The 22,663-nt window shown below is 68.3% G+C and carries 27 protein-coding genes; 9 read left to right on the forward strand and 18 right to left on the reverse strand.

What is annotated here, in order from left to right; translation table 11 throughout:
- Positions 1 to 107: 107 nt before the first annotated feature.
- Entirely contained in the window at positions 108 to 638 is a 531-nt protein-coding gene (locus C503_RS0127375) for a HEPN domain-containing protein (protein ID WP_018685414.1), read from the reverse strand.
- Between the two features lie 72 nt (positions 639 to 710).
- Between C503_RS0127375 and C503_RS0127380 the strand changes: the two genes are divergently transcribed.
- Entirely contained in the window at positions 711 to 1,184 is a 474-nt protein-coding gene (locus tag C503_RS0127380) for a hypothetical protein (protein WP_018685415.1), read from the forward strand.
- Positions 1,185 to 1,216: 32 nt separating this feature from the next.
- On the opposite strand, the gene C503_RS0127385 is transcribed toward C503_RS0127380, so the two are convergent.
- On the reverse strand, positions 1,217 to 1,447 hold the full coding sequence (locus C503_RS0127385) for a hypothetical protein (protein ID WP_018685416.1): 231 nt from the start codon (positions 1,445 to 1,447) through the stop codon (positions 1,217 to 1,219).
- A gap of 406 nt (positions 1,448 to 1,853) precedes the next feature.
- Between C503_RS0127385 and C503_RS0127390 the strand changes: the two genes are divergently transcribed.
- Positions 1,854 to 2,654, forward strand: coding sequence for a helix-turn-helix domain-containing protein (locus C503_RS0127390; protein ID WP_018685417.1), 801 nt, complete (start codon positions 1,854 to 1,856; stop codon positions 2,652 to 2,654).
- Here C503_RS0127390 and C503_RS0127395 read toward each other — a convergent pair.
- From C503_RS0127395 to C503_RS0127460, 14 genes are all read right to left on the reverse strand, one after another.
- Positions 2,603 to 3,424, reverse strand: a complete 822-nt coding sequence (locus C503_RS0127395; RefSeq protein WP_018685418.1) for an alpha/beta fold hydrolase — start codon at positions 3,422 to 3,424, stop codon at positions 2,603 to 2,605. The genes C503_RS0127390 and C503_RS0127395 overlap by 52 nt on opposite strands.
- Positions 3,425 to 3,504: 80 nt before the next feature.
- Positions 3,505 to 4,428, reverse strand: a complete 924-nt coding sequence (locus C503_RS0127400) for a 1,4-dihydroxy-2-naphthoyl-CoA synthase (protein ID WP_026316751.1) — start codon at positions 4,426 to 4,428, stop codon at positions 3,505 to 3,507.
- A gap of 151 nt (positions 4,429 to 4,579) precedes the next feature.
- Positions 4,580 to 4,867, reverse strand: a complete 288-nt coding sequence (locus C503_RS0127405; RefSeq protein WP_018685420.1) for a hypothetical protein — start codon at positions 4,865 to 4,867, stop codon at positions 4,580 to 4,582.
- Complete coding sequence (locus tag C503_RS0127410; protein ID WP_018685421.1) at positions 4,864 to 5,175, reverse strand: hypothetical protein; 312 nt, start codon at positions 5,173 to 5,175, stop codon at positions 4,864 to 4,866. Before C503_RS0127410 ends, C503_RS0127405 begins: the two co-directional genes overlap by 4 nt.
- Positions 5,172 to 5,837, reverse strand: coding sequence for a hypothetical protein (locus C503_RS0127415; RefSeq protein WP_018685422.1), 666 nt, complete (start codon positions 5,835 to 5,837; stop codon positions 5,172 to 5,174). Before C503_RS0127415 ends, C503_RS0127410 begins: the two co-directional genes overlap by 4 nt.
- Before the next feature lie 3 nt (positions 5,838 to 5,840).
- On the reverse strand, positions 5,841 to 6,473 hold the full coding sequence (locus C503_RS0127420; protein ID WP_018685423.1) for a hypothetical protein: 633 nt from the start codon (positions 6,471 to 6,473) through the stop codon (positions 5,841 to 5,843).
- Positions 6,474 to 6,576: 103 nt separating this feature from the next.
- Positions 6,577 to 6,897, reverse strand: a complete 321-nt coding sequence (locus C503_RS0127425) for a hypothetical protein (protein WP_018685424.1) — start codon at positions 6,895 to 6,897, stop codon at positions 6,577 to 6,579.
- Between the two features lie 142 nt (positions 6,898 to 7,039).
- Entirely contained in the window at positions 7,040 to 8,452 is a 1,413-nt protein-coding gene (locus C503_RS44980; protein WP_018685425.1) for an AAA family ATPase, read from the reverse strand.
- Positions 8,453 to 8,604: 152 nt separating this feature from the next.
- Complete coding sequence (locus tag C503_RS46960; protein ID WP_018685426.1) at positions 8,605 to 8,841, reverse strand: hypothetical protein; 237 nt, start codon at positions 8,839 to 8,841, stop codon at positions 8,605 to 8,607.
- The gene (locus tag C503_RS46965; RefSeq protein WP_018685427.1) at positions 8,841 to 9,182 is read right to left on the reverse strand and encodes a hypothetical protein; all 342 of its coding nucleotides are present in this window, start codon (positions 9,180 to 9,182) and stop codon (positions 8,841 to 8,843) included. Before C503_RS46965 ends, C503_RS46960 begins: the two co-directional genes overlap by 1 nt.
- A 311-nt stretch (positions 9,183 to 9,493) precedes the next feature.
- Positions 9,494 to 9,805 carry a hypothetical protein gene (locus tag C503_RS0127445; protein WP_018685428.1) on the reverse strand — a complete coding sequence of 104 codons (312 nt, stop codon included), beginning with the start codon at positions 9,803 to 9,805 and terminating at the stop codon, positions 9,494 to 9,496.
- Positions 9,805 to 10,350, reverse strand: coding sequence for a hypothetical protein (locus C503_RS43670; protein WP_156893550.1), 546 nt, complete (start codon positions 10,348 to 10,350; stop codon positions 9,805 to 9,807). The genes C503_RS0127445 and C503_RS43670 overlap by 1 nt, the downstream gene beginning before the upstream one ends.
- A gap of 162 nt (positions 10,351 to 10,512) precedes the next feature.
- Positions 10,513 to 11,307, reverse strand: coding sequence for a helix-turn-helix domain-containing protein (locus tag C503_RS43675; RefSeq protein WP_018685430.1), 795 nt, complete (start codon positions 11,305 to 11,307; stop codon positions 10,513 to 10,515).
- Between the two features lie 121 nt (positions 11,308 to 11,428).
- Positions 11,429 to 11,947 carry a hypothetical protein gene (locus C503_RS0127460; RefSeq protein WP_018685431.1) on the reverse strand — a complete coding sequence of 173 codons (519 nt, stop codon included), beginning with the start codon at positions 11,945 to 11,947 and terminating at the stop codon, positions 11,429 to 11,431.
- Positions 11,948 to 12,264: 317 nt separating this feature from the next.
- On the opposite strand from C503_RS0127460, the gene C503_RS44985 reads away from it, so the two are divergent.
- Complete coding sequence (locus C503_RS44985; protein ID WP_084477345.1) at positions 12,265 to 13,380, forward strand: ParA family protein; 1,116 nt, start codon at positions 12,265 to 12,267, stop codon at positions 13,378 to 13,380.
- Complete coding sequence (locus C503_RS46970) at positions 13,380 to 14,171, forward strand: hypothetical protein (RefSeq protein ID WP_169514619.1); 792 nt, start codon at positions 13,380 to 13,382, stop codon at positions 14,169 to 14,171. Before C503_RS44985 ends, C503_RS46970 begins: the two co-directional genes overlap by 1 nt.
- A 164-nt stretch (positions 14,172 to 14,335) precedes the next feature.
- Here the strand turns inward: C503_RS46970 and C503_RS0127475 are convergent, their stop codons facing one another.
- Positions 14,336 to 14,884, reverse strand: a complete 549-nt coding sequence (locus C503_RS0127475; protein WP_018685434.1) for a cysteine hydrolase family protein — start codon at positions 14,882 to 14,884, stop codon at positions 14,336 to 14,338.
- 20 nt (positions 14,885 to 14,904) lie between these two features.
- The gene (locus tag C503_RS41105) at positions 14,905 to 16,071 is read right to left on the reverse strand and encodes a helix-turn-helix domain-containing protein (protein WP_018685435.1); all 1,167 of its coding nucleotides are present in this window, start codon (positions 16,069 to 16,071) and stop codon (positions 14,905 to 14,907) included.
- Between the two features lie 298 nt (positions 16,072 to 16,369).
- Here C503_RS41105 and C503_RS0127485 point away from each other — a divergent pair, with 298 nt between their 5' ends.
- From C503_RS0127485 to C503_RS0127505, 5 genes are all read left to right on the forward strand, one after another.
- Positions 16,370 to 16,885: a hypothetical protein gene (locus tag C503_RS0127485; protein WP_018685436.1), complete on the forward strand. Its 516-nt coding sequence runs from the start codon at positions 16,370 to 16,372 to the stop codon at positions 16,883 to 16,885.
- Positions 16,882 to 17,976: a hypothetical protein gene (locus C503_RS0127490; protein WP_018685437.1), complete on the forward strand. Its 1,095-nt coding sequence runs from the start codon at positions 16,882 to 16,884 to the stop codon at positions 17,974 to 17,976. The genes C503_RS0127485 and C503_RS0127490 overlap by 4 nt, the downstream gene beginning before the upstream one ends.
- A gap of 85 nt (positions 17,977 to 18,061) precedes the next feature.
- Entirely contained in the window at positions 18,062 to 18,436 is a 375-nt protein-coding gene (locus C503_RS0127495; RefSeq protein ID WP_018685438.1) for a hypothetical protein, read from the forward strand.
- 57 nt (positions 18,437 to 18,493) lie between these two features.
- On the forward strand, positions 18,494 to 19,858 hold the full coding sequence (locus C503_RS46295; RefSeq protein ID WP_156893552.1) for a hypothetical protein: 1,365 nt from the start codon (positions 18,494 to 18,496) through the stop codon (positions 19,856 to 19,858).
- Between the two features lie 136 nt (positions 19,859 to 19,994).
- A complete protein-coding gene (locus C503_RS0127505; protein ID WP_018685440.1) occupies positions 19,995 to 22,454 on the forward strand; it encodes a hypothetical protein in 2,460 nt (819 codons plus the stop codon).
- Positions 22,455 to 22,663: the final 209 nt, after the last annotated feature.

A 22,663-nucleotide genomic window follows, 5' to 3' on the forward strand; every position in this document is an offset into this window, starting at 1 on the left:
ATCTACCCGGCCGTGTCGCGTCGCGCGGCGGGCAGCCGGGGGCACACGATCCGGTCGCCGGGCATCCTGCCGTACCTGCCAGACCACGAGCGGGTTCGGCGGGAGGATCAGATCGAGACGACGGGGGCGGTGGCCGTGGTCCCGGAGTGGTGAGCAGCGAGCCGACGCTGGACGTAGCCGTGCAGGCGGTCGACGTGCTCGCGCAGCAGGGTGGGGTCCGCGCAGCAGACGGTGGCCAGTGCCGGGGCGCCGGTGCGGGTAGTCGGGTAGCGGCCCTGGTCGCCGCCCGCGTCGTGGTGGTCGAGGTCGCGGACGAACGCGACGACCAGGCGCTGTTCGGTCCCTCCGGCGAGCAAGTCGTCGCCGCGTTGGCCGAGGCCGTCCAGCAGCTTGGTGAGGCTGTGGGTGATCGGGAAGTTGTGGCCGTGCAACGCTTTCAAGCCGAGTTCGGCGAGCTGGCGGGCGAGGAAGAACGCGGGCTGCGCCGCGCCGCTGTCGATGGTGGCGACCGCGGCCCGGTGGAACTCGGCGAGCGTGTCCTCGACGGCGTCCGCGCAGTGCGTGCGGGACAGGCACAGCGCGTCCTCGCCGTTGTGGTCGCTGGTGTCGATGTCGCCGAACGGGCTGCGATACGTCATGCCCGGTCATTCTCCTTGGCCGCCGCGGCGGCGCGAGCGAGTATCGGGTGCCGCCTGCTCTACGGTGTCCCGATGGTCCTTCCCGCCGCGGATGTGTGGCAGAACTGGCAGGTCGCCCCCTTGATGCTGAACGCCGGGCTGCGTGGTGATCTCGACGTGCTTCAGCTCGGTCAGCAGATCGTGGACGCGCTGCGCGGCACGACCTGGCCGATGGCGGCCCGCGCGACGTGGATCGATCCGCTGCCCAGCGAGAAGCAGGCGGCGAACGCGCTCGCCGAACGCACCGGGCAGCGGGCGGACGACGACGTCGCGCTGTACCTGCTGCGCCTGCACGTCGCGCCGTTCGCGTTGGGAGACAAGGACGTCACCGCGGACGACGTCCAGATCGAGGCATACCGCGCGATCTGCGCCCAGGTCGCCGGGCTGCACGGCGACCTGGTCAACCTCTCGGCGTTGCCGATCCCGCCAGGGGAGACGTTCGAGCGGATGTGGCTGGCGGGCGAGCACGAGTTCACCACCGGCCCGGAGTCCGGGACGGCAGCCTGACGAACGCCGCGTTCGGGGTGCGGCCGAGCCGGCTACAAGCCCGTCGCCGCGAACTTCGCGTAGTGCTTGTCGGCACCGGTCAGGACAGTGCTCAGCAGCTCGGTCACCGGGCTGTACCCGGTGTGGCCGATGAGCACCACAAACCACTGGTCGCCCAGTTTCGCGGCGCTGAACACCGTGTGACCGGGGCCCACTGCGTGGGTCCACTTTCGGGCCCTTCCGGCCCTGATGTGCGCCTCCATCTCGTCACGGCTGATGGTCATCGCCGTGTTCCCCCCTCCGGTTGTGCGGGTTCGTGGCCCGTCGCCGCACGGCCTGGGGTTCTCGGGTCGTCCTCGTCAGCCGGATCCGGCCCCATTGCCGAACGAGGACGCGAGGGGCGCGAATCGGGGTCCGGCACGGCACACCCAGCGATTCGGCCCACACAGCGTCCATTCGGGAGGGTCGCCGAAGACCGAGCCGTGCAGCCCGACCGATTCTTTTCATCCCGTGATCTGCCAACAAGGACAACTCGTGGGGGTACCCCTGCGAAAACCACCCCTGGCAGGGGCACCGCTGACTTATGGTGACCCTTATGTTTCCAGGTCAGAGGGATTGCGCACTTCTCGTCATGAACAGACAGTCACGGCGCTGGGGCATGATCCGGCCCCCGGCGGGCGGAGTGTGGCGGTGATCACACCTCCGAGCTTCGGTGACTACCTTCGTCACCTGCGCACCGTGGGATCGGTCGCGACGTTCCCGGCCTCGCCGGAGCCGTCCCGCCGCCCCAAGCTCAGCCGCACCAAGGTCGCGGCCGACGCCGGGATCAGCGAAGGCTATCTGACCAAGCTGGAGCAGGGCGTTGCCGACAACCCGTCATCGGAGCTGGTCGACCGGCTCGCCCTGGCGCTTCACGCCACCGACCTCGAACACCAGCATCTGCGCGACCTGGCCGCGCCGCCGCCGGCGCCCGCGCACGATCCGGACCAGCGCACGACGATCACCCCGGAGCACCGGGAGTTCGTCGACAACGTGCACCCGCACCTGTCCGGGTACGTCGACGAGGCATGGAACGTGCTCTACGCCAACGCCGAGTACGCCCGGATCTTCCGGCGGATCCTGGACCACGGCAACGTGCTGGTCTGGTTCTTCGCCGAACGGCAGTCCCGCAAGGTGATGGTCGAGTGGGAGACCGAGGCCCGGCTCACCGTGGCGTGGCTGCGCAGCCACATGGCCCGGCGCCGCGGCAATCCGCTGTTCACCTCGATCCTGCAGGAGCTGGCGGGCTACCCGGACTTCGTGCAGATGTGGGAACGCCGCGAGATCCTGATGGGCCGCCACACGCCCTACATGAAGGTGCGCGACCTCGACCGCGGTGAGGAGCTGACCCTGCGGGCCCAGGTCTTTCCGACGCCGGACCCGCAGGAGGCGCTGCAGGTCTACCTCGGGGTGCGGGTCGCCTCGTCGGACTGCGCGGACTCCAGCCGCTGAAGGAACTCGGTCAGCAGGACGTTGACCTGGTCGGCGTGGGTCAGCGGCGGGGTGTGCGCCGCGCCGGCGATCACGTGGACGCGGTCGGCCCCCGGCAGCCGATCGCGCAGCAGCTCCATCCGGTCGTGCGGCAAGGAGACGTCGTGTTCGCCCCACATCAGCAGCACCGGGGCGTTGATCTCGCCGAGGCGGTCGCTGACGTCGTCGCGCTCCAGCAGGCAGTCGGCGGCCGGACCCAGCGGCAGGACCGCGTGCCTCCAGCGCTCGCGCCACGCCTCGCGCTGGTCACTCTCGCCGAGCAGTTGCGTGGAGAGCGGGACGGTGAGGTCGTCGATCGGGCCGTGCTCGGCCAAGGCGTCGAACATCGCCCGGTAGCCGGTCTTGTCCTCGGGATGGCAGGCGGTCGCCTCGGTGTCCCACAGCACCAGCCCGGCGACCCGATGCGGGGCAAGCAGCGCGACCCGCAGCCCGATGAACCCGCCCTGGCTGACGCCGCCGACCACGGCCTTCTCGACGCCGAGGTGGTCGAGCAGGCCGAGCACGTCTTTGGCCTGGTCCCAGTAGGTGTACGGGGCCTCGGCGGTGTCTGGGGTGGCGCCGTGTCCGCGCGCGTCCCAGGCGATGACCCGCCACCGCGGGCTCACGGCGGTCGCCTGGGCGGCGAAGATGCGGTTGTCCAGGAAGTAGCCGTGCCCGAGGAGGAGCACGGGTCCGTCCCCGCCGCTGTCGGTGTAGTGCAGCGGCAGGTCGTTGATCATCGCGACGGGCATGGTCGGCAGGGTCCCCCATATCGGCAGACGACGGTGCGGTCCGTCCGGACCGCACCGTCGCACAGCGGGCTGTTGGTGTCTCAGTAGTAGTACGGGAATTCGCTGAAGTCGGGGTCGCGTTTCTGCAGGAAAGCGTCACGTCCCTCGACGGCCTCGTCGGTCATGTACGCCAGGCGGGTGGTCTCGCCGGCGAAGAGCTGCTGGCCGACCAGGCCGTCGTCGGTGAGGTTGAAGGCGTACTTGAGCATCCGCTGCGCGGTCGGCGACTTGCTTACGATCGTCCATGCCCAGTCGAGAGCCACCGTCTCCAGGTCAGCGTGCGGAACAACCTCGTTCACCGCACCCATCCGGTGCATCTGCTCGGCGGAGTACTCACGGCCGAGGAAGAAGATCTCGCGGGCGAACTTCTGCCCGACCATCTTGGCCAGGTAGGCCGAGCCGTACCCGGCGTCGAACGAGCCGACGTCGGCGTCGGTCTGCTTGAACTTCGCGTGCTCGGCCGAGGCCAGGGTCAGGTCGCACACGACGTGCAGGGAGTGCCCGCCACCGGCGGCCCAGCCCGGCACCACCGCGATCACCGGCTTGGGCATGAACCGGATGAGCCGCTGGACCTCGAGGATGTGCAGCCGCCCGGCCCGCGCGGGGTCGACGGTGTCGGAGGTCTCGCCGCTGGCGTACTGGTAGCCGGAGCGCCCCCGGATCCGCTGGTCACCGCCGGAGCAGAACGCCCAGCCGCCATCCTTGGGCGACGGCCCGTTGCCGGTGAGCAGGACGCAGCCGACGTCGGAGCTCATCCGCGCGTGGTCCAGGGCGCGGTAGAGCTCGTCGACGGTGTGCGGCCGGAAGGCGTTGCGCACTTCCGGGCGGTCGAACGCGATCCGCACGACCCGCTTGCCTTTCCGGGCCTCGACGGAGCGGTGGTAGGTGATGTCGGTGAAGTCGGACCCGTCGATGGCCTCCCACGCGGCCGGGTCGAACAATTCTGATATTTGGTCGTCCACCAACCGCACCCTAGCCGGACGAGTCGATCACCGGGTGCGAAAGACCGGAGATGGATGTCTGTGAAACCACAGACATGGACCCGGAGGGGAGAAAGCAGCAGCTCAAAGGCTGTTCTCGACGGCCGTTCCTGTGCCGTTTCCGCGCTCGCGGTGATCAGCGTCCGGGGTGCCGCACCTGTCGTTCGAACTGCTCGGCCGCAGCGTCGTTTCCGCGTGCCAGGGCATCGTTGCCCGCGGCGAGTCCCGGTCGGCCAAGTCGACGCCAGGTTCGTGCCAAGATCCGGTTGGTCTCGGCGAGGGTTCGCTGGGTACGCGCCAGGGACTGGTTCGTGCGGTCCTGCATACGCCGGATGTCCCTGCCCGCCTTGAGGCTTAGCAGGCCCAGAACCACGACCGCGACCGCGGCCACCACGACTACGAGGGCCACCACGGCGCCGATCATGACTGACCACCCCGCCGGGCGGAACGCAGCCAGTTGAACAGGCCGCCGGACACGGCGAACAGCAGGCCGCCGACGAGCAGGACGACGCCACCGAGGAGCCGTCCGAAGCCGGTGATCGCGCTGAGGGCCTGGTGGCCGGGTCCGGTGGTGAACAGCGCGAGAGTCGGCAGCGTGTAGGAGGCAAGCCCGAGCAGTCCCAGCAGCGTGACCGCCCCGCTGATCAGCCAGAGGCTGATCCAGGCGAGCCGCGCCCGCGCGGCCGAGACCGCGACCGGGCGCAGTAGGTCCGTGGTGCGGGTGGTGGTCACTGCTGCTCCTCGGTGGCTGGCCGCAGGGTGGCGGTGTGGGTCAGGCAATTCTCGCAGGTCGCGGGGGCTTGCTCGGGGTCGCCGAGGACTCGTGGCTTGGCGCGGGACGCGGTCTCGCACAGCGGCGCGCCGGATCGGTGGCGGCGGGGCCGTTGCCCGGTGCCGGATACGGCGTCGACGAGCGGGACCGCGTGACGCAGAGGCTCGCTGTCGAGCGCACGGTAGCGGCGGCCCCCGGTGTTCGGACGGACCTCGACCGCGACCTGGCAGGTGGCCAGCGCCGTCTCCCAGTGCTGCTGATCGGCGGCGGTGAGCTCCTGGCGGCGCTGTTCCTGCTGGACGCGGTGCTGCTCTGCCTCGTCCTGCCACCCCCGGATGATCTTCGGCAGCGGCGGGTCGAGGTCGCGGCGGGCGGCCAGGATGAGCATCCGGGTCTCGACCGTGGACAGGCGCCGGACCTGATCGCTGGTCACCTCCCAGCCGAGCACCGCCCGGCACCACTGTAGGTCGCGATCACGGATGACGCGGTCGCCCTCGGCGACTTCCTGTGGCGACACGAACGGCCCGAACACGGCACGGGTCTCGGCGCGAAGGTCGTCGTACTCGGGGTAGCCCGGCTGCGGGTGGTCGCGCAGGTTCTGCCACTCGTCGAAGGTCGGCATCGGCTACCTCTCCTCCTGCGCGCCGTTGCCGGTGTTCTCGCTGGTCTGCCACACCAGGGCGTAGGCATCCTTGCGGCTATGCCCGGCGAGCAGGAAGTACGCCGCGGCGATGGCGGCCAGCACCTCGGCGGCCTGCCCGCCGACCTGGTCGACGACCTCGTCGTAGAACACCAGGGTGAGCCTGCCACGGTCGGCCGCCACCGGGGTGATCGACAGCGCGTCGAGCACGCCGCGGGCGCGGTGGTCGTCGGGGGAGTGGCGGCTGCGCGGGGCCAGGCTGAGTTCGTCGACCGTCACCTCGCCGTAGCGGCCACGACCGCGAGCGACCGAGTACTCGGTGTTCGACATGATCTCCAGCAGGCGGCCGGACAGGGCGATAGAGTCGGCGAGGTCGCGGTCGTCCTCCTCCTCGATCGGATCGGGGCCGAAGCCGATGAGGTGGACTTCGGCCATCCGCTGGCCGAGGTCCGCGATCTCCAGCAGGATGTCGGCGCGTTCGGCGGGCATGTGCGACCGGGTGAAGGTCTTCCACAGCTTGGCCGCGGCGTGGTCGGCGGCGAAGTAGTCGGCGCGGGCGCGGGCGTCCTCGGTGACCAGGCTGCCGAGTCCGCACCGGATGAGCAGGTCGGAGATCATGGGTGTGGCTCCGTTTCCGTGCTGTCGGGATATGGGGTCGTTGTGGGTCCTGGCTCCGGGGCCGGCGATGCTGGCAGGCGGGTCCGCTCCGGAGCCAGGCCGGTCAGTAGCCGGTCTGGCCCGCCAAGTAGGCGGCCGGGTGGTCGGCGGTCTTGCCGTGCACGGTGCCGGTCAGCCACTCGATGACGTTGTCGCCGTCCTCGGCGCGGCGGCGCTCGAAGTCCTGGTAGATCCCTGCCAGCAGCGCGGCCGGGTCCTCACCCTCGCGTTCGGCGTTGCGCAGCTTCCAGGCGAGGGAGACCAACGGGATCCGGCCGTGCTCGTCCGGCTCGCTGTCCCGCACGACGCGCTCGGCGAGGTCCTCCGGCAAGGCCTCGCGCACGAGGTCGGTGGCGTACTCCATCAGCTCCGCGTCGTCCATCATCGGATTCCCCTTCGTCACCGCTCAGCGTGTTATGTCTGTCTAACATAACACGCTGAGCAGTGAGTTCAACCGTGATCACTCGGTCGGGCTAGCTGACAAGTGCGAGATGTCCAGCGCGGCTGGACGCAGTCCCCCGCCCGCCCTACCGGCAGGCGTTCAGCGCCGAGGAGAGCGCGGAGCGCTCGGCGGCGGTGACGGTGAGCGCGTAGGTGGCCTTGATCCCCACATAGATCCGGGCGTAGCCGCAGCTCGCGGCAGGATTTGGAGGAAACCACTGGTCAGGGGTCTTGTCACCCTTGGACATGTTGGCCTTGCCGGAGACCGCGACGAGGTTGGCGAGGTCGTTGGCGAAGGCCACCCGCCTTTCCAATTTCCAGTCCGCAGCGCCGGATCGCCAGGCGACGGCCTCGGGGACGACGTGGTCGATCTGGATCTTGGCGAGGGATGTGACGTCGGTGTCGGTGTACGGGTCATGCAGGACCCCGGCGACGACCTTGCACCGGCCCGGCTGGCGCTTGGCTCCGTCGAGATCGCGCATGAGCACGTCGCTGCGCTGGTCACAGCCGTTGCCGTCGACGTCCTTCCAGGGCTGCCCGAACACGCAGCTCGGTCCGGCCGACTGGGAGCAGTCGCGGACGTAGCCGTCCATGCTGCCCGGCGCGGCGACGCGGAGCCCCGCGAGCTTGGCCTGGGCAGTGGCACGGTCCGGTGTCCCTGCGGGCGGGTTCCACCCTCCGGTCTCCGACCGCGCAATGCCGGAACACCCGCTGACCAGCAAGAACACGAGGATCACTGCGAAGGTGAGAGCGGCTGTCGTCGCGAGGTGGGTCCGTCGGCCGGACGGCGTCGCCGGCACCGCCGTCGGCAGTTGGGCCGCCACGACGGTGGCGAAGCCCTCGTCGGCCAACTCGCCGAGGTCGGCGGTGATGGTCTCGTGGGCCTTCGCGGCCCAGGCGGCCGGGACGCTCTCGGCGAACCCGCTCGGGCCCGGCACCGGGGACCGCAGGGCGCGGTTGCGGTAGGCGGCCACGTCGGCGTCCGGGTGGATGACCACGGCGATCGCGGGCACGCTGTGGTAGCGCGCGAGCTCCACCCAGGTCGCGCGGTGCGCTCGCGAGGAGGACGTGGCGTCGATGGTGACGGCCGTGCCGGACCGCACGTGGTGCGCCGCGGTCAGCACGGCGCGGGCGAGGGCCCGGTTCTGGGTGACCGGGCGCTGGTCGTGCCGATCACCGAGGTCGGAGACCTCGTCGCGCAACTCGTCCAGGGACACCACGGCGGTGGCGGCCAGGTGCCGCTGGACGAAGTCGCTCTTCCCGGCACCGGGGGCGCCGACGAGGACGATGATCCCGAGAAAGTTCGGAGGCGGGACGAAGGCCTGCGGGCGCTGGGCGTGCCGCCGCAGCAGGTCCTCCTCGAGTTCGCGGGTGCGCCTGCGGCGTTCACGGATGGCGAGCCCTGCCGCGGCGAGCAGCCCGACGGCGGCCAGGATCAGGAATACGGTGGTCGGCTCGACCGGCCCGGACGGGGCGGCCGAGGGCGCGCGGAAGTGCACGTGCTTCTCCTTCGGTGGGTGAGCACCACGAGCCGGGGATGCGGTGCGAAGGCGGGACCCGGCGTCGTGATGAAGAGGGTGCCGTGGGCGGGGCGATGCGGTGCGAAGGCGGAACCCCGGCCCTGGCGTGCTGGCTGACCAGCGCGAACGTGTTAGGTCAGCGCGGCGTCCGGCTCGGCCTGGCGGACGTCGTGCCCGGCGGCCGGTCGGGCTTTGAGGATCCCGCGCACGTAGTCCGCCGCCTCGGGCGGCAGGAGGACGGACGCGCGGCCGACCTTGCCGTCGTCGGTGCGGGTGTAGATGTTCAGTGACAGGCCGGCGCTGGTCAGGTCGGCCCGCACCAGGGTGGCAGTGCCGGTGACCAGGACATCCGGGTCGGGGTGGTCCATCAGCTCGGCTCCTTCGTGTCGGTGGGCTCGGTGCTGCCGTACTCGCGGTCGCACCACGCGAGCACCTCGCTCGCGGGGAAGTAGTTCTCGCGGCCGACGTGAGTTCCGGCGGGCCAGGCGTTCTCGCGGACATGCACGCTGTTGCGGGTCCGCGAGGTCATCGTCGTGACGACGCCGGGCTTGACCCCGGCCACCTCTGCCGCCACGGCGGTGGGCAGCCACACGTCGCCCGGTGTCGGCAGCGGCGGGAACCCGGATACCGGTGCGGACTTCTCGGGGACTCGGCCGGACCGCAGGGCGGTGCGCAGCTCGTCGCGGGTGGGCGCGGACTGCTCGCTCACCGCCGGGCCGACCCGACGGTGGTGCGGTTCTCGGCGGTGGACCCGGCCCGCCGGGCCCGGTTCTCCGCTAGTGGCGGCAGGGTACTCATCGACATCGGCGCCTCCAAAAGGCAAAGTTCAGCGTGTTGTGTCTGGCTAACATAACACGCTGAGCTGTCCTGAGACCTCGCGTCACCCGATCGGTCGGCACCGCCGTCCCCACCCCGGAAGGCGGCAGCCGCGGGGTACTGGGGGACACTGGTGCCCTCCTTCGGGAGGGTGGCCCCCGGCTTGGGTGATGCGTGCGAAGGCGGAGCTCGCGCCGGGGGTTCCTACTCGGCGTCCTTCGACTCCGGACGCCCCTTGCCCGCGCCCGCCTGGCGTCCGGCCCGGATGAGCTTGGTGACCATCTGCTCGGTGATGTGCCAGGCCGAGGCCATCACCCCCAGAGGCACGTCGTGGTTGTCGCGGGCCGTGGCCGCGACCTTCGGGTTTTCCGTGCGCAGGTAGAGCTCGATCGCGCGCTCGATCCGCCGCAGTCGCCCGATGGCGGCCACCGGGTTCTCGCCCGGCTCCTGCAGCGTCACCTCCGAGGCCAACCAGGTGATCTCGGCCTTGACCTGCTGGTCATCCGGCTTGGGCATCAAGCTCCCCTTCGACAGCGGCGGTAACGCAGTACCGTATCCGGGTAGCGTAGTGGAGTATCGCCTGGTCGCTCACGCTCGGCCAGCGAGCACAGCGCCGCGTAGACGTGCTCGGCCTGCCAGCGGGCGGTCACTCCGGCGTGCAGCTCGGCGAGATCATCCCGGCGCCCGGCCGCGACCTGCACCGTCGGCCCGCCGGATGCCAAGGTCACCACACCCAGGCCGTGGAAGTCCGCCTCGGCGACGCGGAACTCGCCTGCCTCGTCCGGCGGGACCAGCAGCGCTGCACAAGGCGCGGTGTTGAGCACGACGACGGCGGTCGTGAACGCCTCCGCCCAGCTCGTCGCCGGCGCGAGCATCCCCTCCACGACGACCGCGTTCGGCGGGAACCTCGCCCGGCCGCGCTCGGTGGTGAGCATCGACCGGTCGGGGGCGGGCGGCCAGCCGTGGCGCACGCGCCAGGCGTGGACCTCCGCATCCAAGCGGGCGGCGACCATCACGTTCCTCCTGCCGAACACCGCCTCGCTGCGGGGAACAGCGGTCACCACCGACTCCCGCCAACCGAGCACGGCGACAACCTCCTGTAGCCACATCCGCTCTGACCAGCCGAAACGATCCTCGCCAGTGTTCACGGCGTGCTGGTTCCGTCGAGATAATGGCGAGACTTGACGGCGTAAGCGCCCTCGCGGCCGTCCAGCGCGGCGCCGTCAGGCAGCAGCGTCCAACGCGGCGCCGAGCTCGTCGACAGCATCGCCTTCGCCTCCTTCCTGCTGGTCACGCCGGTTGTGCACCGTGGCGGCGGGGACGCCCGCGGTGAGCCGGCCCCGAATGCGCAGCACGGTGCGCTCGGAGATGCCGGTGCGCACCGCGATCTCGCTGTCCGTGGCTCGCTCGCGAACGGCGAGCAGCGCCACGACCGCTTCGCGTTCGGCGATCGTGGCCTGATCCGGCAGGTATCGGCCGAGGGCCATCCTGTCCACCACCACCTCGTCGACGTCGTCGCGCGACCGCACCCGCGTTCCGGTCAGCACCGGCCGGGCCGTCGGGTCGTCGATCGTCTCGTCGTCCCACGCCAGCGCTGAGCAGTATCCAGCCGCGAGCGCGACCTCCCGCACCTGGTCCGACGGGCCGGGGCAGCCCCACAACTCGTCGTAGAGCGCGGAGACCCGCTCGGCGGTCGTGCGCCGAACGTGCTGCTGGTCCAGGATCCGCTTCAACGAGTAGTTGGTCCGCGCCAGGCCGAGACGCGCGGTCAACGCCGCCAACGACCACCCGAGCACCATCAACGCCTGGATACGCCGTCGCGTGCCCGTGGCATCGACCAGACGGGGGAGGCTGCGGTTCTCCCGAAGACGCTTCCGGTATAACCGGTTCGCCTCCCGCGCATCCTCGCACCGGCAGCCGTGACCCTGATACGCCACTTCGTCCCCGTGTCGCTTCGCCACGCACGCCGATCTGTCGACCGACAGGCGCCGCGGCACAAGCGCGAGCTGAACCTGCATGATGGACTCCTCCGTATTCCGATTCCAGGGCGCGGGGAGCCTGGTGGGCGGATGACCGTCGAAAGCTGTCCGCCTGCCAGGACCAGCACAAACACCACTCCGGGCACATCCGCTCTCCAACTCAGGACACACGGTCAGCCGCCTCGCGACCGGCAAGGTCGAGGTGGCTCTGCTCAAGGCGCTGAAGCACCTCCCCAGCGGCAGGACCTGCGAGAACGCCCCTCACGGCGCGGTACAGATCCGCGTACAGCTCGGCTCGCTGGCCGTGGTCTTCGACCGTTGGATCTGCCAGCCGGTCGAGCAGGCCGCCGGCGCCTGCTTCCACCTCTGACCAGCCGGAATGCGGCCGGGGCGTCCCGGACACGCGAGCGGTCTCCACCTCCGCTAGCACCCTGGCCAGACGGGAATCCGTCGCCATGCCCATCGCCTGGTCGACGGCGTGCTGCCCATCGACCGTCCTGAAGGCAACCTCGTACATCTCGCTCGCCGCCGCGATGTTGTCGGCCAAAGCAGTCAACAGCGCAGCCCGCGCTGCCGGGTCAGCGATCGACCCGAGGCGCTCGTAAGCGGCTTCGCATAGGTCCAGCAACGGCAGGTAGGACTCCTGCGCCCGATCCGCGCGTTCGCCTCTCTGGTCCATCTCGCCCCCTTCGGTCTGGATAATTCAGTATGATACTCAAGTATCCTACCGGGATTGCGGCGACTTTGGGGCGGCTTCCGTCGCCCAGCGACTGGCTGTAGACTGCCAACACCCCATCTGACCAGCAGTTATAACGCTCTAACAGCCGCTCTAACACCGGTTCTAACAGTGGTTCTAACAGCCGTTCTAACACCTCTCAGCCTTACGTGGCAGGGCGTCCATCTTCGGGGCGGTGTGGCGACGAAACAGGGGATCAGACCTGCGGTAACCTTCGCAGTCATCCAGCCAGGTCACGCCACGACGAAGAAGGATGCGAGATGTCTGAGGCTTTGGATCTCGAACGAGCCCGACTGCTCGCCGAACTGCCACCCTCCGCATGGATGACACATGAGGTCGAGGACCCTGACAACGCTGTAGCGGTTCTCGCCAAGAAGGGCGGGACGAGCAAGACGAGTTTTGCCGCAGCGGCACTCGATGCTTGTGCACGGTTCGGCTTGAATGCGCTTGGGATTGACGTAGACCCCCAGGGCAATCTTTCGATTGCGACTGACAGCGAGGTGCAGCTCGTCCCATCAGGAAAGAAGGCACTCGGCAACAAGGAGATCCTTCTTCCAGACCGGGACACCATCGTTGAGGTTCTCGAAGCCGATTCGGATGGAGTTGTTGATGAGGGCTTCCAGATGGTGCCGTGGGAGTACAACGCAGAAGCAGACTTCACGCGTGGTGGTCCGCTCATCAAGGGAAAACTTGGAAAGCTCGGTATCTTGCCAGCGCACGAAGCGCTAGAAGATATCGCGCGAAATTGGAAGCTAGGCGACCTCGAACGGTTGAACCGTTCACTAAACGCACCATCAGTGCCAGGTGGCCTCATCCCGCGCAGGCGGTGGGATCTCGTGATCATTGACCTTCTGCCCGGTGGTTCCGACATCGGACGAATGGGCTTGAAGGCTGCTCGGCGATGCCTGATCGTGACAAGAGCAGAACCTTTCGGCATGAACGCCATCTCAAAGACCGTCAAGTTCGCATGGGATGTCCGCGATAACTGGAATCATCCGAACCTCAACGTGGCCGGTCTCGTGCTCAGCGCCTACAAGCCACGGAACAAGATTGTGCAAACGCAGCTCAAAGATCTCCGGGTTGCACAAGAGGGCAATGTTCAGGAAGTACAGGTAGACCTCTGGAAGCCAAGGATTCCTGATCGAACAATCTTCCCGACCGCACAGGACTACCGAGCACCGATCAGCGCCTTCCTTTCAGAGCGCGGCCAGCGCAAAGCTGCAACGGAGGTCTGTCAGGTTGCAGAGGCCATCGTCCTCAAGTTGCTGCATCAGATGGCTCACCCTGACGCCACGGAGCTTCAAGAGCGGTGGGAGCGAGCGTGGCCAGAAATCTCTCCTTGGGCCACGGGGGATCTGCCGGAGGTTGAACTCTGATGGCCTTGCAACGGAAGGGCGTTCTTCAGGGAACGTTCGGCGCTACCGCCGAAGTCGCCGAGCAGGAACAAAAGCCCGTCGAAGAACCCAAGGCAGACGATCAGACCGTCACTCATTCTGAGCCGGAGCCGGAGCCGGAGCCGGAGCCCGAACCCGAACCTGAACCGGAGCCCGAACCTGAGCCCGAGCCCGAACCTGAGCCCGAGCCCGAGCCCGAACCTGAGCCTGAGCCCGAGCCCGAGCCCGAGCCCGAACCTGAGCCCGAGCCTGAGCCCGAGCCGGAAGCCGAGACTGACGATCAGGACAGCGATGACGTCGAGGCGACCGCCTATGAGTGGGCGCGAACTGCTGTCGAGGTGTCCTACAAACTGGCCCGCCGGCGACCAAAAGCATGGGGGCCCGTACCCGTACGACTGGCGAGCGACGCGAAGGAACGTCTGGAAGCACGTCGTGCGCGCGATCATGAGGCGCTCGGGGTCAACTTCGCCGAAACGCACTACGTCAACGCCGCACTCGAGAACATCCCGGACGGTCTCGACGACGCCATCCAGATGGTGGAGGACTACCTCGACACCCTGGGCTTGAAGGCTCCGACCAGCGTCGGCACCACCGGTCGGGTCTTGAAGACGACCGCGGCAAAGATGGAACGACTTTCGCGGGACATGCGAACGCACGCGGGCTACGGCAAGGTCGGTGCACTTCAGACGGCTGCAGTTCACCGTCTGCTCGATGCGCTGGATCGCCTCGATGAAGGCGCTATTGACCTGGACAAACTGCAGTCCAAGGTTTGAAAACCCCGGCCCCACGACGCCGTTCTTCAGGTATCGCGTACCGGGTTGAAGCTACATATTTGCTGGTCACCGGGGCCGGGACTGCGCCGAGAGCGCATCGTCCCGGCCCCAGACTGCGTAACCCGTTGCCTCCGAGGGTGAAGCCACCGCGAAGTGCGCAAGGGTCATGCTGTGGCGGGGAGTTCGAGTTTGGCGACGTCGTCCAGGGTGATCATCTGTCGGCGGCCGATAGCACGCCTGATGCACAGCAGGCCGGCGTCGTGGGCGTCGACATCCCTCTTGGAGTGGCTGGCGCAGGCGTCCGTGATGACCAGGGGGCGGAGTCCGCGCTCGAAGGCACTGACGGCCGTGGCGAACACGCAGCTCTCCGTGGCGATGCCGCAGATCAGCAGGTTCTGCCATCCGCGCTGGTCAATGAGTGCGACGCCCTCGTCAGTGAACAGGCTGTAGGTGGTCTTATCGAGCACTTCGCCGCGGCCGGTGTAGGGCAGGAGTTCGTCGACGATCTCGATCTCCCGGCCGCCATCCTCGCGGCGCATGTCCTTCCAGCCGATCAGCTTCTCGTACGGACTGTCCACGTAGTTGAGGTAGCGGGTGAACAGGACGTCGCCGCCTTCGCCCTGCCAACGTTCGACCAGGTCGACGATGCGAGGAACGACATGGCGCGAGGGTTCCTTGACGAATCCGTGCTGCACGTCCACGACGACCAGCACTGTCCGGTCAAGATCCATCTCTACCGCCCTACGAGTCTGAGTTCGCGCAGGATCTCCTGCGCCTGCTTGAGCTGTTCGGTCAGCCTGCTGGTGTCCAGGATGGCATCCTTCATCATCCGCAACTGGCCACTTTCGCGTGGTTGCGCGCCGGTCAGTGCGGTTCGGCAGCGAAGCAGGAACTTCGAGTCGTACTCATCCGGGATACCGGGAACCTCTCCTAGCTCGAACTGCTTGGCGATCATGTCGGTGTAGCACCAGAGGGCCTGGACCAGGGTCTCGAAGGACACCAGCTCCGGCTGCGTGATCGCGCGGGTCTGCGAGACCGGCAGGTAGGACACGCCGGCCCAGCTCGCGAAGCCGACGGAGACGCCATCGATGCCGAAGTCGGTGATGCCGGGGTTGGCGTAGCCGTCCCGGAGCCGGACGAGCTCGGTGAACTCGGCCTTGCGGAGCAACTCCTCGTCGGGGATCTCCTTGTCGCGCTCGAGGAGCACGTTGGGCACGCAGATCAGCCGGAGAGCAGTCGTCAGTTCGGTGCCTGACCAGCAGGTATCGGTGACCCAGAAGGCGGAGAGGACGTACTCCGGGGTGCCGTCGAGGCTCGGCCAGCGGCTGGCGAGCAGGTCGGTGACGGCGCGCTGCGCGGCCGGGTAGCTCTTGCGGCGCCACAGCGCGAGTTCGGAGATGCTGGCGAACTGCAGCTCCTCGACGACGTGGAAGACCGCGACGCCGAAGTCGAAGACGGTGAGCGTGCAGGTTCCGTCGGGGTACGGGAGCGTCGCGACGCTGGTGTGCAGCCATTCGCAGGTCGAGGTGCTGAAGGCGGGGTCGGCCGCGAGATGGGTCGCGGCGTCGGCTCCGAGGAAGATCGGGATGAACTTGTGGCTGACGACAGTGAGGCCGTCGGTCGCGGCTCCGTTGCTGGTCACCTCGCCGAAGAGCTCGTTCGCCGACTTGCCCAGGGCTGCGCAGAACACCGGCAGGTAGAACTCCGCGCTCGGCCGCCGGGTCCGCCCGGTCTCGCAGCGGTGGATGGCCTTCTCGATGTAGTCGATCTCCGGGATGCCCTGCAGGCGGAGGCGGAGGGCTTCGTCCCGCATCCGCCGCGCGAGCTGGCGCTGGGTCATCTTCAGGGCTTCGCGGGCGTTGACGAGCGCGGTGTTGGGCTGCCGCTCGGGGGTTGTCATGGCCGACGACCTGCCTCTCCGCTCGCTCCCGCACCGTGACCAGCGGATTTCAGGGCCGGTGTCCAGGATTTGTCACATTTCTGACTACTGGCCAGTTCACCACAGATGTGGATCGCCCACAAGGGCTATTGCTTAAATTTAAGGAGCCTTGTAACCCACGCGCGTGGGGGGCGATGGGGGGCAGTTGGGGGTAACAACGCCGCTGGTCACTGGCCATGATCGTGATCAAGGGGTGCTGACGGAGTGACGTTCCGCCAGCACCCCGGACACCGACACTGACCACTGGAAGGACCAGACGGTGACCGATACCAGCGTAGTCGGCACGGAGCCGGCGCCACCGGCTCACGCCAACTTGATCGACCCTCCTGACCAGCAGTTTCAGACAGCCGCACGGCCGCCGATCTCCTCGCTCTACCCGGCCGACGACTTCCTTCCCGCCACGGTGATCGCGACCAGCCCGAGCGGCACTCCCTACCTCGTGCCGGTGGTGTGCGAGCGGGTAGCCGGGATGGCGATCTACCCGGAGCCGCACCTGGAGCAGCCCGCCGGCGCAACCACGCCCACGTCGGTGCGCTTCGAGCTCGAAGGCTTCTGGAGGTTGCAGCACGTGGAGACCGGCACCGAGCTGCCGGTGCGGATGTTCGACCACACCGCGGCTCGCGACGCGGCGAAGAGGCTGGCCGCCGACGAGCAGCACGGCCACGTTCATGTCCGGTGCGCGCACGACCTCCGGCGCTGGACCGCCGATCTGTGCTCCGTGACCAGCCAGGACGTCGAGTCGACGTCGATCACTCCGGCCGGGAGGTTCGCATGACCATCACCGCCGAGCGGAACGGCCACGCGGTCGGCACTGGTTCTCTGCCGACGGCGCGGGTCGACGACGACCTCACGCCCATGTCGACCAGCGGCAACGAAGTCCCGGACGACATCCGGGGTCTGCTTCGCGAGCGCGACGCCGAGGTGATGCGGGACGAGATTCTCCGCGACCCGATCTGGGTGCAGAAGCTCGACCCGGACGAACTCGACGACGAGCACGACGTCAACAAGCAGATCCGCGCTGCTCAGCGCGAGTCCCGGCTGAAGCTCGGCCTGGAGAAGGTGGCGGCGCAGGAGGAACTGGCTCGTACGGCCCAGCAGTCTGAGCTGCAGATCAACGCGGCGAACGCCAAGCTGGACAAGCTCGACGCCGACGAGAAGGTGTGGGCGCGGCGGGCACTGCGGAAGCGTCGTCAGCTCACCGACCCCGATGCCAAGCTCGCCGCGGCTCTGCTGCGCTACCGCGCGGTGAGCATCGCGCTCGCCGTGATGACGGTCGGTGGGATCTCGTGGACGTCCTACGGCGTCGCGCACGCCCTGGCGGCCCTGGCGGGCGAGGCGACCCCGAGCCCAATCCTGTACGTGGTCGAGCCCCTGTTCTCGCTTCCGCTGCTGGTCATCGTGTTCATGCAGATCACGGCGGCCGAGCACGAGCGGCTGCGGAAGCTGCGGCGCTGGCCGATCATCGGCACCGAGATCCTGCTGCTGACGGCCACGCTCGCGATCAACGTGACGCCGGTGCTCACCGCGGACACATTCTCGGTCGAGATGTTCCTGACGCGGTTCGCGCCCCCGATGTTGATCGTGATCTCGGTCAGCCTGCAGTGGGTTGCCTCCGACCTGTTCGGCGAGATCCTGCGCGACGCCCAGGTAGAGGTCGCCGACATGCGGCTCTCCGAGGACGCCACGCGCTCGGCGAACCTCGCCCTGGACGTCCTCGACGCGATGGCTGCGGGCCGCTTGAAGCCAAAGGACGGCGACAAGCTGCCGTCGATCACGCAGATCCACCTCTACTTCAACGTCGGCAAGAAGATCGCTCAGGGCACGCACGACTACCTGAGTCGCGTCGGCCGTCACCTGCGCATCTGAGTGCGGGTCGCAGCGACAGCGGACCGATCAAGAACCCCGAAGACGCCCGTGACCAGCAGGTTTACAGGCAGACAAGGAGAAGATCATGGCGATACCTGAGACCTCGTCCGAGGCGTCCGCCTTCTTCATGAGCCTGGCCGTGCAGCACGCCAAGCTCATGGCCGGCTGGGAGCAGCTGCAGCCGAAGACGATCGCGGGCACGGACGGGGAGCCCACCACTCCGTTCGATGAGGAGACCGCGAAGCGCCTCAAGGACGCGGGAGAGGAGTGGCTCGCCGCGCTGTACCTGCTGCACGGCGGCTACAACACCGCGTCGTTCGGCGAGCAGAACGCGCTGCGCGAGGCACGGGCGAACGGCCAGTCGTACCAGCAGCTCCCTCAGCCCGCTCCGGGGCAGGCGAGGCCTGTTGCCCCCTACGCCAATGGCCAGCAGCAGCGAGTCCCTGAACACGCCTGGTGACCGCCCCCAAGGGGCCCTGACAAGCACGAACACAAGTACGGGAGGAAGGAGGTAGCCGTGACCGCTGTCGATGAGAGGCCGATGGTGATCGACGTGCCGGTGGTGGAGTCCACTCCGGTCGCGGTTGAGCCGGTGGCGTCGAGGGCGTCGTGGCTGACCGCGAGCGGCGCGACGTCCACGACGCTCACCACCGCGCAAATGCTGGGTGGGACGGCCGCGACGGTGACGGCTGGGGCCGTCGGTGCGGGGCTCGTGCTGACTGCGGCTGCCGTGCGGAAGTTCGCGCCGGGGTTCTCCGAGCGGGTGGGTCTCCGGACGCCGGACCGAAGCCGGGCCCACAAGATCACCAGCGCTGGTCGGAGCGGCAAGGGCCTGCTTGGTGGTCGACGTGGCAGCGGCGGAGGTTCCGGCCGCCGGGCTGGCGGCCGTGGCGGCCTCTTGGGTGCAGCTCGCAAAGTCGCCGGACGCAACCGGTCGGGAGCTGGCAGCCGGTCTGGTCAGGGCCGTGGCCGCAACGGTGTCGTAGCGGGACGTCGGCGCAACGCCGCTGGTCAGGGTGCGGGCCGTGGAACCGGTCGCAAGAACGCCAGCACGGCGGCGGGTGGCCGCAAGGGCGGCCGTGGGCTGCTCGACCGGATGCTCGGCCGCGGCAAGGGGACTGGCTCCGGTGCTAAGGGTTCGGGAACCGGCAAGGGCCGCAGCGGTCGGGGCACCGGCGGCAAGGGTTCTGGACGCAAAGGCTCCGGCGGTAGCGGGTCGCCGGGTGGCAAGAAGGGCGGCAGCGGCAAGGGGAAAGGCGACCCGAAAGGCAAGGGAGGCAAGGGAAACAACGGGTCGAAGAACGGCAGCAAGACGAAGAACGGCCTGCTGGACTGGGCGAAGGCAAAGCTCGACGACGACGCCACCGGGCGGGAAGCAGCTCGTCGGGCATTGGCGGAGGCCGAGACCTCTCGCCGGCGTGCCGGGATCCTCCGTCGTCAGGAAGTCGATGGCGACTCGGTTCCCAACGCTCCAGAACCAGCTCCGACCAGCACAAACACAGGTAAACGCACTCACTACGGGAGTTCAACGATGCCGAACCCATTTGATCAGCACAACGAGGCGATGGTTGCCGTGGGCAACGGTCTTGAGGTGAAGAACGCGATGGCCGTCAAGGACTGGGTCACGCACGCGCCGGACGCCGCTCTCGCGCAGGCAGGTGTGTGGGACAAGCACATCGACGAGATCGACGCGAACGTGGCGACGGCGCCCGAGTTCGTCGACGCGATGCGGACCTACACGGCCACGTTGAAGGCGCAGCAGACGCAGGTCCAGGAGGCCGCCGGTGTGTTCACCCGCAGGCACGCCGAGCAGCTCGCCGACATCGAGGAGAACAACCCGCGCAAGAAGGCGTGGGATATCTCGGCCAACCAGCCTGCCTGATTTCCGGAGGGCCTGAACTCGCTCTGACCAGCGAGTTCAGGCCCTCTCCCCCTACTTTGGAAGGAGCACATCGACGATGACAGCGCCCACCGAGACGCGGGCCAAGCCTCGGCCGCGTGGCGGCGAGGTTGCCCCCGTGCCGACCAAGCGGACGCCGCGGGACGCGATCCGCACCTGGAATCCTCACCCCGGCTGGTTCGTGCCGTTGATGGTCGGGGTGGTGCTCTACAACCTCGCCGCGCTGCCCGTGTGGGCCGGGTTGTCTCCGTGGGTCATGGCGCTGGTGGGGATGATCGGGACAGCCGTCCTGACGGTCGCTGCGCATCGCCGGTTCAACGCCGACGACTACGGCCGCGCCCACAACCGGCGCGTGCTCGTGTTGTCGCTGGTCACAGGTGCTGTGGCGAGTGCCTGGTTGGTTTTTGCGGCCATCGTGAGGCCGACGGACATGATCGCGCTGGGACTCCTGGCGCTCGCGCTGGTCGCGGTCGGCGCTGTGTTCGCGCTGGTGCGGTCGCAGGCCCCCAAGCAGAAGCAGCAGCAACAGCAGGTCAAGGAGCAGTTCTCGCTCGAACAGGCAGAACAGCACAAGGAGTACATCGAGGAGCGGACCGCGGCCCAGCACTCCGACCTAATGGCGCAGGCCGGCCTGGAGGGCGTCAAGGTCATCAAGCGGGAGGAGACCGTCTTCGGCTTCCGGCTGACGCTGCGCGACCGCACCAACAAGCCGGTCAAGTACGCCGGAATCCAGGGTGCCGTGGGGTCGCTCGCCTCGATCCTGTCCGCAGAGCTGGAGGGCGACGGCATCGAGCTGGGTGAGCAGCACGTTCGCGCCGAGGAGACCGGGTCGGCACACCTCTTCCACATCAACGTCCGCACCAAGGACGTGTTCAAGATGCCGATCGACTACCCGCTGGGCCAGCCGGTCGGGTCGATCCGCAACACCGTCGCGCCGGGCCTGTACGAGGACCTGGCCCAGGTCCTGATCACGATCCTCGCAATGAACGGGATCATGGTCGGCGCCACCGGCTCCGGCAAGACCGTGTTCCTCAACAACCTCATCGCCGCGGTGACGCGCACCAACGACGCTGTGGTCTGGCTCGGCGCGACGAAGAAGTTCACGCCGCTGGTGCTGCCGTGGCTGGCGCCGTGGCTGCTCGGCAAGACCAACCGGCCTTTGATCGACTACGTCGCTGGTCCGGAGCCCTACCGCGTGCTCGAGATGCTCGCCGACTTCTACAAGCTGGTCTGCGAGCGCAACGACGAGCTGGGCGCGGAGTCGAAGTTCACGCCCTCGCCCCAGGACCCTGCCGTGATCACCTTCATCGACGAGGCCTCGGACCTTCTCGACCGGCACTCCGACGTGAAGATCCTGACCCACGAGGGCAACGAGTGGAACGCATCCCGGCTGGTCGACGCCATCATGGCGATCAACCGCGCGGCCGGTTCTGGCATGTGGCTGCTGACCCAGCAGGGCCTGATCGACGCCTTCGGCCCCTACGGCACGATGCTGCGTCGCAACGCCGTACTGCGCGTCGCCGGCCAGACCACCACCGACTACGACGGCACGGCCACCCTGGTCGGCCTGGACAACGTCCGGACCACCCGCCTGCGGAACTACGAGCTGCTGATCCAGGCCAACGTCGAGAGGCCGCGGGCGGTGCCGTTCAAAGCCTTCTACCTCGACGGCCTCGACCTCATCGGCCCGCTGGCGGAGGTGAACACCGCGCACAAACCGGTCCTGCCGATGGCCCTGAAGATGAAGCTGAGCAAGGCCTACCAGGATCGCTGGAGCGCGGAGCGGCTGCCCAGCGTGGTCAAGGCCGCGAAGAAGGACCTCGGTGTCGACTGGCCCGCTCGCCCACACGACACCCAAACCCCGGTTTCTTCGGAGCCTCCGGTGGGGGACACTAACGAGAAGACCGAAGCCCAAAAGCCCGAGGCCAAACCGACCCGAACGGCCACGAAAGAGGAAGTCAGGTCAATGACCCAGCAGGCGCACACGAAAATGCAGAACGCAATCGAAGCAATGGAGATGTACGGGCCTCTCGGTCGCACGATGGCACCGATTATGGAGGTCCTGCTCGCCGAGGATTGCCCTGAATTCACGCCTGCCTGGATGCTCGCCGTCGTCTCCGGATTGACACCACGGGACGCCGAGAAGTCCGTCTGGCTCGCGGCCGGGGACGACCTCGTCAAGGAGATCGCTGGGGCGCCGTGGTACCTGGAGGCCGAGGAGCGGGCTGGCGACAAGGGGTGGACCCGGCAGGCCCTCCTGGACCGTATGAAGGAGTTCCTGAAGGGCGAGCCGGCCGCGTCGGCAACCCCGTCGGTCCCCGAGCAGCGCCCGGCCCAGGTGCGTGAGCCGCTGAGGACTCTGCTGGCCGCGCTGGAGGGCGACGACCGGCAGTTCATCACCTCCACCGAGGCCGCTCAGATCGTCGGCAACATCAGCGCCGCAGAGCTCCAGAGGGTCATGGAAGGCGAGTTCGATCTGCCGGTCCAGCGCCCTCGCCTCGACGGCGATGAGGGCGAGAGCCGCCCGCGTGGCTGGTTCCTGGCGGACCTGCGCAGGGCAGCGATCCGCGCCGCCTGACGGTGACAATAAGTAGCGAAACGGCCTACCGGCTAAGCCAGTCGGTAGGCCGTTTCGCTGTATGCGGGTGTGGACCAGGGCGTGGACCACGACGTGGACCGGCTGTGGACCAGCAGGGACCACCTGGTCCACGTGGACCGGCAGGGACCAGCAGGTCCACACGCGCGGTCCACCACCTGAGCAGGGGGAACGTGACGGTCCAGGCCGGT

The organism is Actinokineospora enzanensis DSM 44649, from assembly GCF_000374445.1.
Lineage (GTDB): Bacteria > Actinomycetota > Actinomycetes > Mycobacteriales > Pseudonocardiaceae > Actinokineospora > Actinokineospora enzanensis.

What these genes read in the sequence shown, in the direction of transcription:
- C503_RS0127490 (WP_018685437.1), top strand. Translation starts at nt 16,882, where the DNA reads ATGACCATCACCGCCGAGCGGAACGGCCACGCGGTCGGCACTGGTTCT.
- C503_RS0127380 (WP_018685415.1), top strand. Translation starts at nt 711, where the DNA reads ATGGTCCTTCCCGCCGCGGATGTGTGGCAGAACTGGCAGGTCGCCCCC.
- C503_RS0127385 (WP_018685416.1), bottom strand. Translation starts at nt 1,447, where the DNA reads ATGACCATCAGCCGTGACGAGATGGAGGCGCACATCAGGGCCGGAAGG.
- C503_RS46970 (WP_169514619.1), top strand. Translation starts at nt 13,380, where the DNA reads ATGGCCTTGCAACGGAAGGGCGTTCTTCAGGGAACGTTCGGCGCTACC.
- C503_RS0127445 (WP_018685428.1), bottom strand. Translation starts at nt 9,805, where the DNA reads ATGCCCAAGCCGGATGACCAGCAGGTCAAGGCCGAGATCACCTGGTTG.
- C503_RS0127405 (WP_018685420.1), bottom strand. Translation starts at nt 4,867, where the DNA reads ATGATCGGCGCCGTGGTGGCCCTCGTAGTCGTGGTGGCCGCGGTCGCG.
- C503_RS46960 (WP_018685426.1), bottom strand. Translation starts at nt 8,841, where the DNA reads ATGGACCACCCCGACCCGGATGTCCTGGTCACCGGCACTGCCACCCTG.
- C503_RS0127460 (WP_018685431.1), bottom strand. Translation starts at nt 11,947, where the DNA reads ATGGACCAGAGAGGCGAACGCGCGGATCGGGCGCAGGAGTCCTACCTG.
- C503_RS0127495 (WP_018685438.1), top strand. Translation starts at nt 18,062, where the DNA reads ATGGCGATACCTGAGACCTCGTCCGAGGCGTCCGCCTTCTTCATGAGC.
- C503_RS0127395 (WP_018685418.1), bottom strand. Translation starts at nt 3,424, where the DNA reads ATGCCCGTCGCGATGATCAACGACCTGCCGCTGCACTACACCGACAGC.
- C503_RS0127420 (WP_018685423.1), bottom strand. Translation starts at nt 6,473, where the DNA reads ATGATCTCCGACCTGCTCATCCGGTGCGGACTCGGCAGCCTGGTCACC.
- C503_RS0127415 (WP_018685422.1), bottom strand. Translation starts at nt 5,837, where the DNA reads ATGCCGACCTTCGACGAGTGGCAGAACCTGCGCGACCACCCGCAGCCG.
- C503_RS44985 (WP_084477345.1), top strand. Translation starts at nt 12,265, where the DNA reads ATGTCTGAGGCTTTGGATCTCGAACGAGCCCGACTGCTCGCCGAACTG.
- C503_RS0127425 (WP_018685424.1), bottom strand. Translation starts at nt 6,897, where the DNA reads ATGATGGACGACGCGGAGCTGATGGAGTACGCCACCGACCTCGTGCGC.
- C503_RS41105 (WP_018685435.1), bottom strand. Translation starts at nt 16,071, where the DNA reads ATGACAACCCCCGAGCGGCAGCCCAACACCGCGCTCGTCAACGCCCGC.
- C503_RS0127375 (WP_018685414.1), bottom strand. Translation starts at nt 638, where the DNA reads ATGACGTATCGCAGCCCGTTCGGCGACATCGACACCAGCGACCACAAC.
- C503_RS43675 (WP_018685430.1), bottom strand. Translation starts at nt 11,307, where the DNA reads ATGCAGGTTCAGCTCGCGCTTGTGCCGCGGCGCCTGTCGGTCGACAGA.